13 protein-coding genes are annotated in these 16,238 nt (G+C 62.1%); 5 read left to right on the top strand and 8 right to left on the bottom strand.

The genetic code is table 11. From position 1 onward, the window contains the following. Positions 1 to 19: 19 nt before the first annotated feature. From B0G76_RS39005 to B0G76_RS38995, 3 genes are read right to left on the bottom strand one after another with little or no spacing between them, the layout of a single operon-like run. Positions 20 to 766, bottom strand: a complete 747-nt coding sequence (locus tag B0G76_RS39005; protein ID WP_120297977.1) for a phosphoadenylyl-sulfate reductase — start codon at positions 764 to 766, stop codon at positions 20 to 22. Further along, entirely contained in the window at positions 763 to 1,302 is a 540-nt protein-coding gene (locus tag B0G76_RS39000; protein WP_120297976.1) for a DUF934 domain-containing protein, read from the bottom strand. Before B0G76_RS39000 ends, B0G76_RS39005 begins: the two co-directional genes overlap by 4 nt. 22 nt (positions 1,303 to 1,324) lie before the next feature. Then, positions 1,325 to 3,004 carry a nitrite/sulfite reductase gene (locus tag B0G76_RS38995; protein ID WP_120297975.1) on the bottom strand — a complete coding sequence of 560 codons (1,680 nt, stop codon included), beginning with the start codon at positions 3,002 to 3,004 and terminating at the stop codon, positions 1,325 to 1,327. 219 nt (positions 3,005 to 3,223) lie between these two features. On the opposite strand from B0G76_RS38995, the gene B0G76_RS38990 reads away from it, so the two are divergent. The 5 genes from B0G76_RS38990 to B0G76_RS38970 all read left to right on the top strand — a co-directional run bounded on the left by B0G76_RS38990 (position 3,224) and on the right by B0G76_RS38970 (position 10,278). After that, entirely contained in the window at positions 3,224 to 4,165 is a 942-nt protein-coding gene (locus B0G76_RS38990; protein WP_120297974.1) for a CysB family HTH-type transcriptional regulator, read from the top strand. A 32-nt stretch (positions 4,166 to 4,197) separates the two neighbouring features. Beyond that, positions 4,198 to 5,367, top strand: a complete 1,170-nt coding sequence (locus B0G76_RS38985) for an ABC transporter substrate-binding protein (protein WP_120297973.1) — start codon at positions 4,198 to 4,200, stop codon at positions 5,365 to 5,367. Positions 5,368 to 5,516: 149 nt separating this feature from the next. Continuing rightward, complete coding sequence (locus tag B0G76_RS38980; protein WP_120297972.1) at positions 5,517 to 6,707, top strand: efflux RND transporter periplasmic adaptor subunit; 1,191 nt, start codon at positions 5,517 to 5,519, stop codon at positions 6,705 to 6,707. Positions 6,708 to 6,722: 15 nt separating this feature from the next. Further along, the gene (locus B0G76_RS38975) at positions 6,723 to 9,914 is read left to right on the top strand and encodes an efflux RND transporter permease subunit (RefSeq protein ID WP_120297971.1); all 3,192 of its coding nucleotides are present in this window, start codon (positions 6,723 to 6,725) and stop codon (positions 9,912 to 9,914) included. Between the two features lie 103 nt (positions 9,915 to 10,017). Then, positions 10,018 to 10,278, top strand: coding sequence for a hypothetical protein (locus B0G76_RS38970; RefSeq protein WP_120297970.1), 261 nt, complete (start codon positions 10,018 to 10,020; stop codon positions 10,276 to 10,278). 85 nt (positions 10,279 to 10,363) lie between these two features. On the opposite strand, the gene B0G76_RS38965 is transcribed toward B0G76_RS38970, so the two are convergent. The 5 genes from B0G76_RS38965 to B0G76_RS38945 all read right to left on the bottom strand — a co-directional run bounded on the left by B0G76_RS38965 (position 10,364) and on the right by B0G76_RS38945 (position 16,238). After that, complete coding sequence (locus B0G76_RS38965; protein ID WP_120297969.1) at positions 10,364 to 11,518, bottom strand: Gfo/Idh/MocA family protein; 1,155 nt, start codon at positions 11,516 to 11,518, stop codon at positions 10,364 to 10,366. Between the two features lie 47 nt (positions 11,519 to 11,565). Further along, positions 11,566 to 12,615 carry a sugar phosphate isomerase/epimerase gene (locus tag B0G76_RS38960; protein WP_120297968.1) on the bottom strand — a complete coding sequence of 350 codons (1,050 nt, stop codon included), beginning with the start codon at positions 12,613 to 12,615 and terminating at the stop codon, positions 11,566 to 11,568. Between the two features lie 88 nt (positions 12,616 to 12,703). Continuing rightward, positions 12,704 to 13,666, bottom strand: a complete 963-nt coding sequence (locus B0G76_RS38955; RefSeq protein ID WP_120297967.1) for a substrate-binding domain-containing protein — start codon at positions 13,664 to 13,666, stop codon at positions 12,704 to 12,706. Between the two features lie 90 nt (positions 13,667 to 13,756). Next, the gene (locus B0G76_RS38950; RefSeq protein ID WP_120297966.1) at positions 13,757 to 14,770 is read right to left on the bottom strand and encodes an ABC transporter permease; all 1,014 of its coding nucleotides are present in this window, start codon (positions 14,768 to 14,770) and stop codon (positions 13,757 to 13,759) included. Continuing rightward, on the bottom strand, positions 14,751 to 16,238 hold the full coding sequence (locus tag B0G76_RS38945; protein ID WP_120297965.1) for a sugar ABC transporter ATP-binding protein: 1,488 nt from the start codon (positions 16,236 to 16,238) through the stop codon (positions 14,751 to 14,753). The genes B0G76_RS38950 and B0G76_RS38945 overlap by 20 nt, the downstream gene beginning before the upstream one ends.

The raw sequence follows: 16,238 nt of genomic DNA, 5'->3' as shown, positions 1-16,238 counted from the left end.
TGCTTGATGTCAAAGCGCTTTAAGCCGAAGCGTTCTCGCTGCTGTTGAAGGGGATCGGCGTAATCGTCGTGATATGCAGGCCACATTCCTTCGTATCGCGCGACTCCCACCACCAGCGCCCTGCCCGGCTGTCTTCACCGGGACGGATCGCGCGGGTACAAGGTTCGCAGCCGATACTCGGATAACCGCGCGCATGCAGCGGATTGACCGGCACGTCCAACGCTTTCAGGTAGTCCCACACTTCAGCTTCGGTCCAGTCCGTCAGCGGATTGAACTTGGCGATGTTACGCGCCGCATCGTGTTCTTCCTCGTGCAGTTCGGCACGCGTCACCGACTGTTCGCGACGCTGGCCCGTCACCCACGCGCTGACATCCGACAGTGCGCGGTTCAACGGTTCAACCTTGCGGATTTCACAGCAGCGCTTGCGCAGATCGACGCTTTCATAGAATGCGTTCAGACCATGCGAGCCGACATATTCCTCAACCGCGGCAGCTTGCGGATGAAACTGCTCGATATCGTAACCGTAGCGCTCTTTCACGCGATCGATCATGCCGAGCGTTTCCGCATGCAGACGGCCCGTGTTCAGCGAGAAGATGCCGATCTTCACGCCACGCGACAAAATCGCGTGCGTGAGCAGCATGTCTTCCGCTGCGAGGCTGCTGGCGAGCTTCACGTTCGCGTGACGCGCGGCGATCGAGTCGAGCAGCGCATCAAGGCGCTCGACCTTCGCGGCGAGTTCCGGCGTAAGCGATTGTGCGCCGCTCATGCCGGGACCTTTGTCAGTTCGCCCGCTTCGCGGCGGCGGAACAGCGGCGACGAGTTCACCGCGCCCTGATAGTTGAAGCTGAATTCGTCGAATGCCTTGAGCGCGTCGTCGAAGTCTTTGTCCGAACGCAACGCGTAAGCGTCGAAACCGCAGCGGAACATGAACGACAACTGGTCGCGCAGCACGTCGCCGATCGCGCGCAGTTCGCCCTTGTAGCCATAACGCTCTCGCAACAGGCGGCCAATGCTGTAGCCGCGGCCGTCGCGGAACACCGGGAAGTCCACGCCGATCAGCGCGACCGTGTCGAAGTCGCCGACAATATCCGCCGGTTCGCTATCCGGCGCGAGCCACACGCCGATTTCAGCGGCGTTGCGCGAAGCGATCAGCGCATCGCGTTCAGCCTGCCACAGCGCGAGCGGCACCAGCACTTTGCCGGCCGGCAAGGCAGCGACTGCGGGCAACGTGCCGTCTTCAGCGGCGCGCACCACCGTCCAGTCATCGTTGACGATCGCGCGGTTCTTGATGATAGAAGCCATCTGTTCAGTATCCTTTTCGCGATTACGCGTGAGCCGGTTGACGCGAAGCGTACACACGTTCCTTGAACGGGGTCATGCCGATGCGGTTGTACGTTTCCACGAAGCGTTCGCCTTCGTGACGGTTTTCCACGAACGTATCGATCACCTTGCTGATCACGTCCGGCATTTCTTCCGCCGAGAACGACGGGCCGATCACGCGGCCGAGATGCGCGCCCGTGGCGCCCGTGCCCTGCTCGCCGCCGAGCGTCACCTGATACCACTCCGAGCCGTCCTTATCGACGCCCAGAATGCCGATGTTGCCGACGTGGTGGTGACCGCAAGCGTTGATACAACCCGAGATGTTCAGCGACACGTCGCCCAGGTCATACACGTAGTCGAGATCGCTGAAACGTTCCTGAATCGCCAGCGCGATCGGAATCGACTTCGCATTCGCGAGCGAGCAGAAATCGCCGCCCGGGCACGCGATGATGTCGGTCAGCAAGCCGATGTTCGGCGTCGCGAAACCTTGCGCCTTGGCCTTTTCCCACAGCGCGAACAGGTCGCGCTTCTTCACGTTCGCGAGAATCAGGTTCTGTTCGTGCGACACGCGGATTTCGCCGAGCGAGTATTCGTCGGCCCAATCGGCGACCGCTTCCATCTGCGCGTCGGTGGCATCGCCCGGGGCAATCGTGGTCGGCTTCAGCGACAACGTGACGGACGAATATCCCTCTACCTTGTGCGGACGCACGTTACGTTCGACCCAGCGTGCAAACGCACGGTTTTCCAGCAAATGCTTTTCGAACGACGTATCCGTGTCGGCCAGCTTTTCATACACCGGCGGCTGGAAGTATTGCGACACACGATCCACTTCGGCTTGCGTGAGCGTCGACGGACCGTCCTTCAAGTGTTGCCATTCTTCTTCGACTTGCGCCGAGAATTTCTCCGGGCTCAACGCCTTCACGAGAATCTTGATGCGCGCCTTGTAGATGTTGTCGCGGCGGCCGTAGCGGTTGTACACGCGCAGCACGGCTTCGCAGTACGTCAGCAGGTGTTGCCACGGCAGATCTTGACGGATGATCGCGCCGATGATCGGCGTACGGCCCATGCCGCCGCCGGCCAGAATGTCGGCCACCAGTTCGCCCTGCCCGTTCTTCTTCAGATACACGCCCATGTCGTGGATCTGCACGGCAGCGCGGTCTTCCTTCGAACCCGACACGGCGATCTTGAACTTACGCGGCAGCCATGCGAATTCCGGGTGGAACGTCGACCATTGACGCAGGATTTCTGCCCAAGGGCGCGGATCGACTACTTCGTCCGGTGCTACGCCCGCGAACTGGTCGGCCGTGATGTTGCGGATACAGTTGCCCGAGGTCTGGATGCCGTGCATTTGCACGGCCGCGAGCTTGCGCAGGATTTCCGGCGTTTCTTCGAGCTTGATCCAGTTGTACTGGATGTTCGAGCGCGTCGAAAAGTGGCCGTAGCCGCGGTCGTGCTCGCGCGCGATCTGGGCCAGCACGCGCATCTGGTCGCTGCGCAGATTGCCGTACGGAATCGCGATGCGGTGCATGTACGCGTGACGCTGCATGTACAGGCCGTTCTGCAGACGCAGCGGACGGAACTCCTCTTCGCTCAATTCGCCCGACAAGCGGCGGCGAACCTGATCGGCGTATTGCGCGACCCGCTCATCGACGATGGTCTGGTCGTACTGATCGTATTGGTACATTCGGGGACCCCAATTTTTTGCGTGACACACGGCAGTCCGGTTCCGCCGCGCCCTAGATATCTCTATTTGTCAGTCCAGCCGAGTCAGGGTTTAGACCCATCTCTCATTTGCTTATGACAAATACAGATATCCATATTGAAAAAGATGGACAGATCGTAATAAACTCGCCTTATATTTCAAACGACTAAAAAATTCTTTTGATATGCGGAGAGGTTATATATGAACCTGCATCAATTCCGCTTCGTCCGCGAGGCTGTGCGGCAGAATTTCAACCTGACCGAAGCGGCCAAAGCCCTGTTTACAAGCCAGCCGGGCGTCTCCAAGGCGATCATCGAGCTGGAAGACGAGCTGGGCGTCGAAATCTTCACGCGGCACGGCAAGCGGGTGCGCTCGCTGACCGAGCCGGGGCGCATCATTCTTCAGTCGGTTGAGCGAATTCTGCAGGAAGTGGAGAGCCTCAAGCGGGTCGGTAAAGATTACGCAGCCCAGGATCAGGGCAATCTGGTGATCGCCGCCACCCACACCCAGGCCCGCTACTCACTTCCGGCCGCCATCGCCGAATTCAAGAAGCGGTTCCCGAAAGTTCACCTTTCCATCTTGCAAGGCAGCCCCACCCAGGTGGCCGAGATGGTGATTCACGACCAGGCCGACCTCGCCATCGCCACCGAAGCGATCGCTAACTATAAGGAACTGGTCTCGCTGCCGTGCTTCCAGTGGCACCACGTCGCCGTGGTGCAGCCGGATCATCCGCTGCTCGACCGCAAACTTTTGTCGTTGGACGATCTGACCCAATATCCGCTGATTACGTACGACAACGCGTTCGCCGGCCGCACCAAGATCAATGAGGCGTTCCGCCTGCGCGGCTTGCATCCGGATATCGTGCTGGAGGCGATCGACGCCGACGTGATCAAAACCTACGTGGAACTGGGACTGGGCGTCGGCATCATGGCGGATATCGCGTTCAACGCCGAGCGCGACCGCCATTTGCGCGCGATGCCGGTCGGCCATCTGTTCGGCAGCAACGTGACACGGGTCGCGCTTAAGCAGGGCGCGTATCTGCGCAGCTATGTGTATACGCTCGTCGAACTGCTGTCGCCGAGCATGAACCGCAAGCTGATCGAACAGGCGCTCAAAGGCGAACACGAAACCTACGAACTTTGAACTGACTACGCTTCCCGCTACGGAGACCCTTGATGACGTCGCATAAAAATAAACTTCGCGGCCTGGCCGCCGCCCTTGGTTTTGGCGCGCTCCTGCTCGCCACCGCAGCACAGGCCGACATCAAGGTCGGCATCGACCTGTCGAGCACCGGCCCCGCCGCCGTGATCGGCATTACGAGCAAGAACGCGATGCTGATGTGGCCGGCCACGATCGCCGGCCAGAAAGCCGACTACATCTTCCTCGACGACGCCTCCGATCCGGGCAACGCGGTGCGCAACATCCGCAAGCTGATCAGCGAAGACCATGTCGACGTGATCGTCGGCCCGAATATCACGCCGGCCGCCATGGCCGCGCTCGATCCGGTCGCGGAAAGCCAGACGCCGATGATCACGCTGATCGGCTCGGCGAGCGTGGTGGAGCCGCAGGAAGGCAAGAAGGTGTGGGCCTACAAGATGGCGCAGACCGACAGCGCGATGGCCGACGTGATGACGCGCTATATGTCGAACCACAACGTGAAGACGGTGGGCTTCATCGGTTTCGCGGACGGTTACGGCGAGAGCTGGCTCAACGAATTCAGCAAGTTCGCGGCCTTGCGGCATATCCAGTTGGTCGCGACGGAGCGCTACAACCGCACCGACGCCAGCGTCACGGGCCAGATCCTCAAGCTGATGGCGGCCAAACCGGATGCGATCCTGATCGCCGGCGCCGGCACGCCGACCGTGCTGCCGCAACGCACGCTGGTCGAACGCGGCTTCAAAGGCCCGATCTATCAGACGCACGGCATCGCCACGCCCGAGTTCATCAAGCTGGGCGGCAAGGACGTGGAAGGCACGCTGTTCCCGACCCAGCCAGTCGTGGTGGCGCGCACGCTGCCGGCCGATCATCCGGCGAAGAAGGCGGCGCTCGCGTTCACCAATGAATACGAAGCGAAGTACGGCCCGGGCAGCGTCACGCAGTTCGCGGGCGACGCGGCAGGCGTGTATCCGCGTTTGCAGGACGCGGTGGCACGCGCGTTGAAGACGGCGCAGCCAGGCACGCTGGCGTTCCGCGTTGCCTTGCGTGACGAACTGGAACACGCGCATGAACTGGTCGTGCCGAATGGTGTGGTCAATACGAGCCCGAAGGACCACGTCGGCCTGGATCAGCGCGCGAGCGTGATGGGCATCATCAGGAACGGCAAGTTCGTTTATTTGAGTCAGTGAGCATGCAAGCTGCGTGTACCATGCTGACGGCCAGCTTTCAGTGAACTGCGGGTTCAGGCTAATTTTGCCGATTCCGTGCGAGATGCGCGGCGCCTTGACACCACAAGGCCGCCGCCTCTCGCCAGCCCGTGAAGTCCGTCAGACCGCGCATGCTAAAAGCCAGAAAACGCATTTTCGTCGCTGCCGTTGTAGCCGTTGTGATCCTCGCCATCGCGGTGGGCCACGCCATCAGGAAGCGTAGCGGCGCCGCTGCCGCCGGCGTCGAGACCCCCGCTTCCGTCGTCGAATTCGCGCCCGACGACCTCACCACCGTCAGCCGCCGCACCCTCTCTGAAACGCTGCCGCTGACCGGCTCGCTGCGCGCCGTCACGCAAGCCGCGGTCAAATCGAAAGTGGCCGGCTCGGCGCTCAACGTCATGGTGCGCGAAGGCGATTCGGTCAAGACCGGCCAGATTCTCGCGAAGATCGATGCCCGCGACTATGTGGCCCGCGCCGAGCAGACGCGCGGCCAGATGGCAGCCATGGCCGGCCAGCTCGACATCGCGAAGCAAACACTCGACAACAACCGCGTGCTGGTCGAAAAAGGCTTCATTTCAAAAAACGCCTTCGACACCGCGCAAAGCCAGTATCAAATCGCCCGCGCGAATCTTGACGCGGCGAAGGCCGCGCTGGCGTCGTCGAATCTGTCTCTGGACGATACCGTCGTGCGCTCGCCGCTCGACGGACAGATCGCCTCGCGCTCGGTTGAACCGGGCGAGAAAGTGGCCGTCGATAGCAAGCTGTTCGACGTAGTCGATCTGCGCACGCTCGAACTGGAAGCGCCGGTGCCGGTCGGCGAGATCGGCCGCGTTCGCATCGACCAGCCGATCCAGATCGCGTTCGACGGGATCGACGCGCCCGTCCAGGGTGCGATCACGCGCATCAATCCGGCCGCGCAAGCCGGCTCGCGTTCGATCATGGTGTATGTGCAGGTTGCCAATCCGTCGGGCACGCTGCGGGTCAGCATGTTCGGCACCGGCACGATCTCGGTCGGCAGCCGGCAAGACGTGCTGGTCGTCCCTGCCACCGCCATCCGCACGGACGGCACGCGCCACAGCGTCTATGCGCTCGTCAACGGCAAGCTGGTCGAGCAAGCGGTGCAAACCGGCGCGACCGGCGACGCCGACGGCGATACATGGACCGAAATCGCCGGCGGCCCGCTCGCGCTCGGCCAGCAGATCGTGAAGAACAATCTCGGCTCATTGCGGATCGGCAGCACCGTGCATGTGGTGCAGCCCGCCCAACCCGGGCAGGCGGCTTCGCAAGCGGCCAGCGTGCCGGGCGCAAGCAGCGCACGCTGACCGGAGCCCTCGCCTATGTGGTTCACCCGCATCAGCATCGGCAACCCGGTGCTCGCCACGATGATGATGATGGCGCTGCTCGTCATCGGTCTGTTTTCTTATCAGCGGCTCAAGGTCGATCAGTTCCCGGACATCGCGTTCCCGGTCGTGGTCGTGCAGACCGCGTATCCGGGGGCGTCGCCGGAATCGGTCGAGTCGGACGTCACGCGCAAGATCGAAGAAGCGGTCAACACGATCAGCGGCATCGACGAAATCACCTCGCGTTCGTACGACGCGCAATCGGTCGTGATCGTGCAATTCGATCTTTCGGTGGATGCGGTGCAGGCCGCCCAGGACGTGCGCGACAAGATCGCGCTGATCCGCCCCGATCTGCGCGACGGCGTGAAGGACCCGCGCGTGCTGCGCTATGACCCGGCGGATATGCCGATCATCACGGTGGCCATCTCGAACGCGCCGGGCGCGTCGCTGTCCACGCGCGATCTCACCACGGTCGCCGATCAGATCGTGCGCAAACGGCTCGAAACGGTGCGCGGCGTCGGCTCAGTCTCGCTGGTGGGCGGCGTGAAACGGCAGGTGCAGATCGACGTGAATCCGCAGAAGCTGCAGGCGCTTTCGATCGGCGTCGATCAGGTGATTCGTGCGGTGCAGAACGAGAATCAGGAGATTCCGGCTGGGCCGCTCACGTCGAGTAATGTCGAGCAGACCGTGCAGGTCAAAGGCCGTTTCGAGAAACCGGACGACTTCAAACGCATCATCGTCGCGCGTCGCGGCGCGCAGTCGGCGATTCCTACTGCTTCATCAGCGACACAGCCCGTCACACTCGATCAGGTCGCTGACGTGGTGGACGGCCAGCGGGAACCCGACAGCATGGCCTTGCTCAACGGCCAGCGCGCGCTGTTCCTGTCGATCATCAAGGCGCAGGGCGAAAACACCGTGGATGTCGCCCACGGCGTGCGTGACGAAGTCACGCGCTTGCAGCCGCAACTGCCACCCGGCGTGCAACTCAGTATTACCGACGATTCCTCGATCAACATCGAACAAAGCGTCAACGAAGTGAAGCGCACCCTGCTCGAAGGCGCGCTGCTGACGGTGCTGATCGTGTTCCTGTTCCTCGGCTCGTGGCGCAGCACGGTGATCACCGGCCTCACGCTGCCGATCGCGCTGATCGGCACCTTCGCGGTGATGTACGCGTGCGGCTTCACGATCAACGTGATCACGCTGATGGCGCTGTCTTTATGCGTCGGCTTGCTGATCGACGACGCGATCGTGGTGCGCGAAAACATCGTGCGGCACGTGCAGCTCGGCGCGGACCATCGAACCGCCGCGCTCGACGGCACCAAGGAAATCGCGCTCGCCGTGCTGGCGACCACCTTCTCGATCGTTGCGGTGTTTCTGCCGGTGGGCTTCATGGGCGGCATCATCGGCCGCTTCTTCCATCAGTTCGGCATCACGGTGGCCGCTGCCGTGCTGATCTCGATGTTCGTGTCGTTCACGCTCGATCCGATGCTGTCCTCGATCTGGCCGGACCCCGATCTGCACGACACGGACACGGGCCGCAAAGGCTATCGCTACGGACGCTTGATCGAACGTTCACTGCATCTGTTCGACAGGCAGATCGACCAGCTCACCGCGTTTTATCAGCGCCTGCTCGGCTGGTCGCTGAAGCATCGCGCGATCACGCTCGTCGTGGCTGCTGCGACGTTCTTCGGCAGCCTGTTTCTGGTGCCGTTTGTCGGCACCGAGTTCGTGCCGAATGCGGACTTCTCCGAAACGCAGATCGGCTTGAACACACCGGTGGGCACTTCGCTCGAGGCCACCTCGGAAAAGGTGAAGCAAGTGCAGGCGATTCTCGCCACCTACCCCGAAGTGCGCTTCAGTTACGCGACGCTCAACTCGGGCAACACACAAGGCAAAAATACCGCGCTGATTACCGTGCGCCTGAAGGACCGGCGCGACCGCACGCGCGGCATGGTCGAATTGAATCAGGTGTTTCGCGCGCGGCTCGCCTCGGTGGCGGGGGTGTCGATTACTGAAATCGGCGTGCCCGACGGCGCCGGCAGTACGAAGGCGATCCAGTTGAGCTTGCAGGGCGACAACATTGACGAACTGCGCCGGCTTTCGGATGCGGCTCAGGCACGGATGGTAAAGATCCCAGGGCTCGTCGATCTCGATTCGAGTCTCAAAGCGGATAAACCGATCGTCGCGATCAATGTGAAGCGCGAACTGGCGTCCGACCTCGGCGTGGGCGTGGCCGATATCGGCACCGCGTTGCGGCCGCTGCTCTCCGGCGACGCCATCAGCACCTGGCGCGCGCCCGATGACCAGGACTACGACGTCAGCGTGCGCTTGCCGCGCGCGCAGCGCCAGGACGTCGATGATCTCGCCAGGCTGATGATCGCGACCAACCGCACCGACGCGAACGGTGCGCCAGTGCTGGTGCCGCTGCGGCAGATCGCGGATATCGTCAAGACGACCGGGCCCGATGTGCTGAACCGGCGCGACCTGCAACGCGAGGTGATGCTGTCGGCGAACGTGAATGGCCGCTCGCCCGGCGAAGTGGCCGCGGACGTCGCGAAGGCGCTCGACGCGATGCATTTGCCGGCGGGCTATCACTATCGATTCGAAGGCTCGACCAAGAGCATGAACGAATCGTTCGTGTATGCGGTGGAGGCGTTGGCGCTCGCCGTGATTTTCATCTACATGATTCTCGCGTCGCAGTTCGCGAGCTTCGCGCAGCCGCTCGCGATCATGGCGTCGCTGCCGCTCACGTTGATCGGCGTGCTGCTCGCGCTGCTGCTGTTCGGCAGTACGCTGAACATGTTTTCGATCATCGGCTTCGTGATGTTGATGGGCCTTGTGACGAAGAACGCGATTCTGTTGATCGACTTCGCGAATCAGGCACGGCGCGGCACTTTGCTCGACGCGTCCGGCAAGGGTCGCATGATGGAGCGGCGTGAAGCGCTGCTCGAAGCGGCGCGCGTGCGTCTGCGGCCGATTCTGATGACGACGCTGGCGATGATCTTCGGCATGCTGCCTCTGGCAGCGGCGCTCGGCGAAGGCGGGGAGCAACGCGGGCCGCTCGGGCAGACGGTGATCGGCGGGGTGATTACGTCGTCGATTCTGACGCTGGTGGTGGTGCCGGTGGTTTATACGGTGCTGGAGGATTGGGCGGAGTGGCTGCGGCGCAGACTCAGAAGCAAGGGTTAAGGTGCTGGGGTTAAGGTGCGGGGCCGCGCAATAAAGCAATTTCGCGCGCCCTGCGCGAAGTTGCTACAGTAGAACTCTTTCCCCCGACCAGCAGTCCCCCATCATGCGTACCACCCGAGCCATCCACGCCGTCGAGCGGCTGAAAACCCGCAGCGGCAATCCGCAGTTCGCGGCGATCAGCCTGTCCGGCGGGCTGTTTTATCTGGTCGACAAATCGAGCGGCACGGACAAGAAAGTCTCCGATCCGCTAACGCTCGACGACTTCGTCAAATTCGTCGACGGTTTCGGACCGCCGAAGCCGCGCAAGGCGAGCAAGCTCGATATTGCTTTTGAAGAGCAGATCAGGAAGAGCAAGGGCGGCTGAGGGACGTGCAACGGCAAAGAAGGGCTTTTAGCGTCAGCAGCGGCGAGCCGTACTGAACCCAAGGCTGGCGGCTCAGCCGCCACGCTCAGCCATTCGCGATCTCGCGCCACTGACCGTCCGCCGCGCTGCTCGCCAACACCGCATCGATAAAACGCAGGCCCGCCACGCCATCATCCACCGTCGTCAACAGCAGGCTTTCGGCGGGCAACGGTTGCCCCGCATTCAACGCTTCGATCTGCAACGCCGCATCCTTGTACAACTGCGCGAACGCTTCCAGATAACCCTCAGGATGCCCCGCCGGCACGCGCGTCGCGTGTGCCGCGAGCGCGCTTTGCACCCGTCCTCGCGTCAGGCGCTCGGCCGAACCACCCAGCGGCGTGAACCACAATTCGTTCGGATTCTCCTGATCGAAACTCAAACCAGCCTTCGTCCCATACACCCGCAGACGCAGCGCATTTTCCGCGCCGCTCGCGACTTGGCTCGCCCAGAGCATGCCGCGCGCGCCGTTCGGATAGCGCAGCATCGCCTGCACGTGGTCGTCAATACGACGACCCGGCACGAAGGTATGCAATTCCGCCAACAGCGACGACGGCGTCATCCCGGTGATGAAGGCCGCGAGATGATACGCGTGCGTGCCGATGTCGCCGAGACAGCCGGCAGGACCCGCTAACGACGGATCCGTACGCCAGCCGGCCTGCTTGTTCGTGCCGTTCGTTTCGATCGGTTCAGCCAGCCAGTCCTGCGCGTATTCGACTTGCACCACGCGTATTTCGCCGAGTTCACCATTCTCGACAAGCTCACGTGCATGCCGCACCAGCGGATAACCGGAATACGTATGCGTCAGCGCGAACAGCTTGTTCTTCTCGCGCGCGAGCTTCGCTAGCGCCTCGCCTTCCGCCAACGAAATCGCCAGCGGCTTGTCGCAGATCACATGGATGCCCGCTTCGAGAAAAGCCGTCGCCACCGGCGCATGCAGATGATTCGGCGTGACGATCGCAACTGCGTCGATACCGTCGTCGCGAGCGGCTTCGGCACGCGCCATCTCACCCCAATCCGCATAGCTGCGCGCGATACCGGACTCGGCCGCGCTCGCTTGCGCGCGCTGCGGATCGGACGACAACGCACCGGCCACCAGTTCGAACCGGTCGTCGAGCCGCGCCGTGATCCGATGCACCGCGCCAATAAACGCGCCTTGCCCGCCGCCGACCATGCCGAGCCTGAGTCTTTTTTTTTGTGGCATAGCCACTACTCCTTTGCGATCTGCTTCAACTCACCTGAAAATCACCGTCAAATGCCAAGCACGCGTTTCAACTGCGCGGCATCCACGCCACTGCCCGCGAAATCGTCGAATGCATGTTCTGCCACACGAATAATGTGGCGGCGAATAAACTCCGCGCCTTCACGCGCGCCGTCCTGTGGATGCTTCAACGCGCACTCCCACTCCAGCACCGCCCAGCCCGGAAAATCGTATTGCGCCATCTTCGAGAAGATCGCGCCGAAATCGATCTGCCCGTCGCCAAGCGAGCGGAAGCGTCCCGCGCGTTCGACCCAGCCGCTATAGCCGCCGTACACACCTTGCTTGCCGTTCGGACGAAACTCCGCGTCCTTCACATGGAACGCCTTGATGCGCGCGTGATAGATGTCGATGAACGCGAGGTAATCCAGTTGCTGCAACACGAAATGGCTTGGGTCGTAGAGGATGTTCGCGCGCGGATGCTGTTTCACCGCGTCCAGAAAACGCTCGAAGGTCACGCCGTCGTGCAGATCCTCGCCCGGATGCAGTTCGTAGCACACGTCCACACCTGCTTCGTCGAATGCATCGAGAATCGGCGTCCAGCGGCGCGCGAGTTCGTCGAAGGCCGTCTCGATCAAACCTGCCGGACGCTGCGGCCACGGATAAAGATAAGGCCACGCCAGCGCCCCGGAAAACGACACGTGGGTATTCAGCCCCAAACGTTGCGACGCTTTTGCCGCCAGCTTCATCTGATCGACCGCCCACTGCGTGCGCGCGGCAGGATTGCCGCGCACATGCTGCGCGGCAAAGCCGTCGAACAAGGTGTCATAGGCCGGGTGCACGGCAACGAGTTGCCCTTGCAGATGCGTCGACAGTTCGGTGATCGTGACGCCCGCATCTTCCGCGATCTCACGCAACTCGTCGCAATAGCTCTGGCTCGCCGCCGCCTGTTCGAGATCGATCAGGCGCGTATCGCACGGCACCTGGATGCCCTTGAAGCCAAGACTCGCCGCCCAGCCCGCAAGATGTGCGAAGTTGTCGAACGGCACCTCGTCGCCCATGAACTGGGCGAGAAAAATCGCCGGCCCTTTGATGGTTTTCATCGTACGGTTCCTCGAACTATGGCGCACCTGTCATGCCTCTGCGACAGAAACACGGCAAGCGCGCGCCGGATGCCCAAGCATCGGAACATCAGAACGGCGAGTCAGGAAAATAGAACTGCTGCGCGTTTTCCTTCGTGATCAGCACCGACGGAATGATCGTGGTCGGCGGCAGTTTGTCGCCCTTCAGGCGCGCTTCGGCGGTGAGCTTGATCGCGTCGTAGATGAATTTCGGCGAGTACGACACGTCGGCCTTGATCATCGGCGCGCCATCCATCACGTTCTTCACCATGCCCTTGGAACCCGCGCCGCCGAACACGATCTTGATGTCGGTACGCTTGGCCTGCTCGATCGCTTTAAGCACGCCAACGGCCATGTCGTCGTCGGCGGCCCAGACGGCGTCGATATGCTTGAAGCGCGTGAGGTAGTCCTGCATCACCTTGAAGGCATCGTCGCGATTCCAGTTCGCGTACTTGCCGTCGAGGATCTTGATGTTCGGATAGGCCTTCAGCACGCCCGTAAACGCGGTCCAGCGTTCGTTGTCGAGCGTGGTCGGAATGCCTCGCAGCGCGACGATGTCGCCCTTGCCGTCGAGCGCTTTCGCCAGATACTCGGCAGGAATCTTGCCGAACGCGGTGTTGTCGCCCGCAACGTAGGCATCCTGCGCACTGGTGTCGGTCAGACCGCGATCCACCACCGTCACGTACACGCCCTTCTTCTTCACCTGAGCAACCGGCTGCGTCAGCGAAGCCGATTCGAACGGGAAAATCACCAGCGCATTGATCTTGTTCACCGTCACCAGATCCTGCAACTGGTTCGCCTGTTCGGGCGCGCCGGCCGCGGTCTTCACGATCACCTTCAGATCGGGATGGGTTTTCTCAAGATCGGCCTTCGCCTTGTTTGCCCACCAGACGATGCCACCCGTAAAGCCGTGATCCGCCGTCGGAATCGCGACGCCCAGCGTGACTTTTTCATCGGCACGCGCGACGCCTGCCGTGCCCAGTATCCCCAACGCCAGCATGCCGGCGCCGATCGCTCGAATGACCTGCTTCATGGTTGTGTCTCCAATTGTGAGGCGTTCATGCGCCCCGATTCTCGAACTCGCCGTTGTATCCCTTGAAGCTCAACGCTCAACACTTACGCCTTACCGTCGTCCGCGCTGTACAAACGCGACGAAGATAATCACGACGCCCTGCACCGCCGCGTTCAGATACACGCTGATGATGCTGGTCAGATTCAGAATGTTGGCGATCACCGAAAGCAGGATCGCGCCGATCACCGTGCCGACCACGCGCCCTTCGCCCCCCTTCAGCGCGGTGCCGCCCACCACCACAGATGCAATCGCTTCCAGCTCCCACAACAAGCCGGTGGTCGGCGTGGCCGAACCGAGCCGCGGCACATACAGCACCGTCGCAACGCCGACGCAGATTCCGAGCAATACGTACGTAACGATCTTCACGGTATCGACGCGAATCGCCGCATAGCGAGCGACCTGTTCGTTCGAACCAATCGCCTGCACGTGACGGCCGAACGCGGTGCGATTGAGGATCAACGCGCCGCCCGCGGCAACCACCAGGAACACCCAGATCGGGACCGGCACGCCGAAGAGACTCGCGTAGTAAGCGGGTCCGTATAGATCGGACAACGAGTTATCCAACGTCAGCGCGCCGCCATCCGCGAGCCACGTCAGCACCGCGCGAAAAATGCCCAACGTCCCCAACGTCACGATGAACGGCTCGATACGTCCCTTGGTAATGAGCAGGCCGTGCGCGCAGCCGAACAACCCGCCGAGCACCAACGCCAACACAATGCCGAGCGTCACGATCAGCAAGGGCGCAAGCGTATGGCCGCCCACACCGGCGGCCAATCCGTTCATCAACCAGATCATGCTGCCCGCGATCAGCGCCGCCATTGACCCGACCGACAGGTCGATGCCCCCCGAAATGATCACGAAGGTCATGCCGACCGCGATGATGCCGATGAACGACGTGCGCGTGAGCACGTTCATCAGGTTGTCGAGCGTCGCGAAATCGCGGTTGAGCAGCGTGCCGACGACGCACAGCGCGATCAGTCCTACCAGCGGCCCGAGCGCATACAGACGATGCGCGAAGCGCAACGCGCGGCCGGATTGGACGGCTTCAGTGGGTGCCGGTCGCATGGGCGATCAACTCCTCTTCGGTCAAGTGCTCAAGCGTGAGCGTGGTTTGCAGGCGTCCCGCGCGCATCACGGCAACGCGATGGCACAAACCAATCAGCTCGATCAGTTCGGATGAAATGACGATCACCGCGCGGCCCTGCGCGGCCAGACGATGAATCAGGAAATAGATATCGCGTTTTGCGCCGACATCGACGCCACGCGTCGGCTCGTCGAGCACGATCACGTTCGGATCGGGCTGCAGGAATTTGGCGAGCGCGAGCTTCTGCTGATTGCCGCCGGAGAGCATGCGCGCGCGGCTCGACAGATCGCCCGTGCGAATGCCGAAGTCGCTCACCGCTTTCGTCAACGCCGCGCGCCCCGCCTTCATATCGAGCAAGGGATGCGCGTAGCGTTCGAGCGTCATCAGCGTGACGTTGTCCTGCAGGCTTAGATTCACATGCAGGCCCTTGCCTTTGCGGTCTTCGCTCAGATACGTGAGGCCGTGGCGCATGGCGTCGCGTGGGCTTTTCAGATCGGCGCTACGGCCGGCGATTTCGATGCGGCCCGCCGTGCGTTTGCGCAATCCGATGATCGCTTCGAACGCTTCCGTGCGACCTGCACCGACGAGGCCTGCAAAGCCCAGTACTTCGCCAGCGCGCACGTCGAAGCTCAAATCTTCGACCCAGTCCGGCACGGCCAGGCCTTCTACTTTCAAAGCAATCGGTGCGTCGGCAGGCACGGTGATTTTGTCGGGGAACATATCGGACACGTCGCGCCCAACCATCAGATTCGCCATCTGCTGGCGCGCGAGCCCCGCGGTTTCGCCGCGCGCCACAAAGCGGCCGTCGCGCATCACGATCACTTCGTCGGTAATGCGCTCGACTTCATCCAGCTTGTGCGAGATGTAGACGATGGTCACGCCGTCGGCTTTCAACTTCAGCATCAGCGTGAAGAGGCGTTCGGTTTCGGACGGCGTGAGCGTGGCGGTCGGTTCGTCCATGATGAGCAGACGCGCGCGGCGCGACAGCGCTTTGGCGATCTCCACCATCTGCTTTTCAGCGACGATCAACTCGCGTACTTTCGTATCCGGCGCTTTCTCGAGACCGACCTGCGCGAGATAGCGCGCGGCTTCAGCGCGCATGGCGGTGTCCTCGACGAACCAGCCGCGCTTTTTTTCGTGGCCGAGATACATGTTCTGCGCGATCGTCAGATGCTCGGCGAGATTGAACTCCTGGTGAATCAGCACGATGCCCGCCGCTTCCGCATCGCGCGACCCGATGAACTGCCGCGCGTGACCGTCGAGCAGCACGGTGCCCGAGGTCGCCGTTTCGTAGCCGGCGAGGATTTTCATGAGCGTCGACTTGCCTGCGCCGTTCTCGCCGAGTAAACCGTAGATGCGCCCAGGCGCCAGCTCGAAGCTCACGCCATGGAGCACGCGCACCGGCCCGAAGTCTTTGCGAATATCGTCGAAGCGAACGGCGAGGCTCAT

The organism is Paraburkholderia sp. BL23I1N1, assembly GCF_003610295.1.
Classification (GTDB): Bacteria; Pseudomonadota; Gammaproteobacteria; order Burkholderiales; family Burkholderiaceae; genus Paraburkholderia.
The sequence above is the reverse complement of the archived record's forward strand: the minus strand, read 5'-3'. Positions and strand labels throughout refer to the sequence as shown.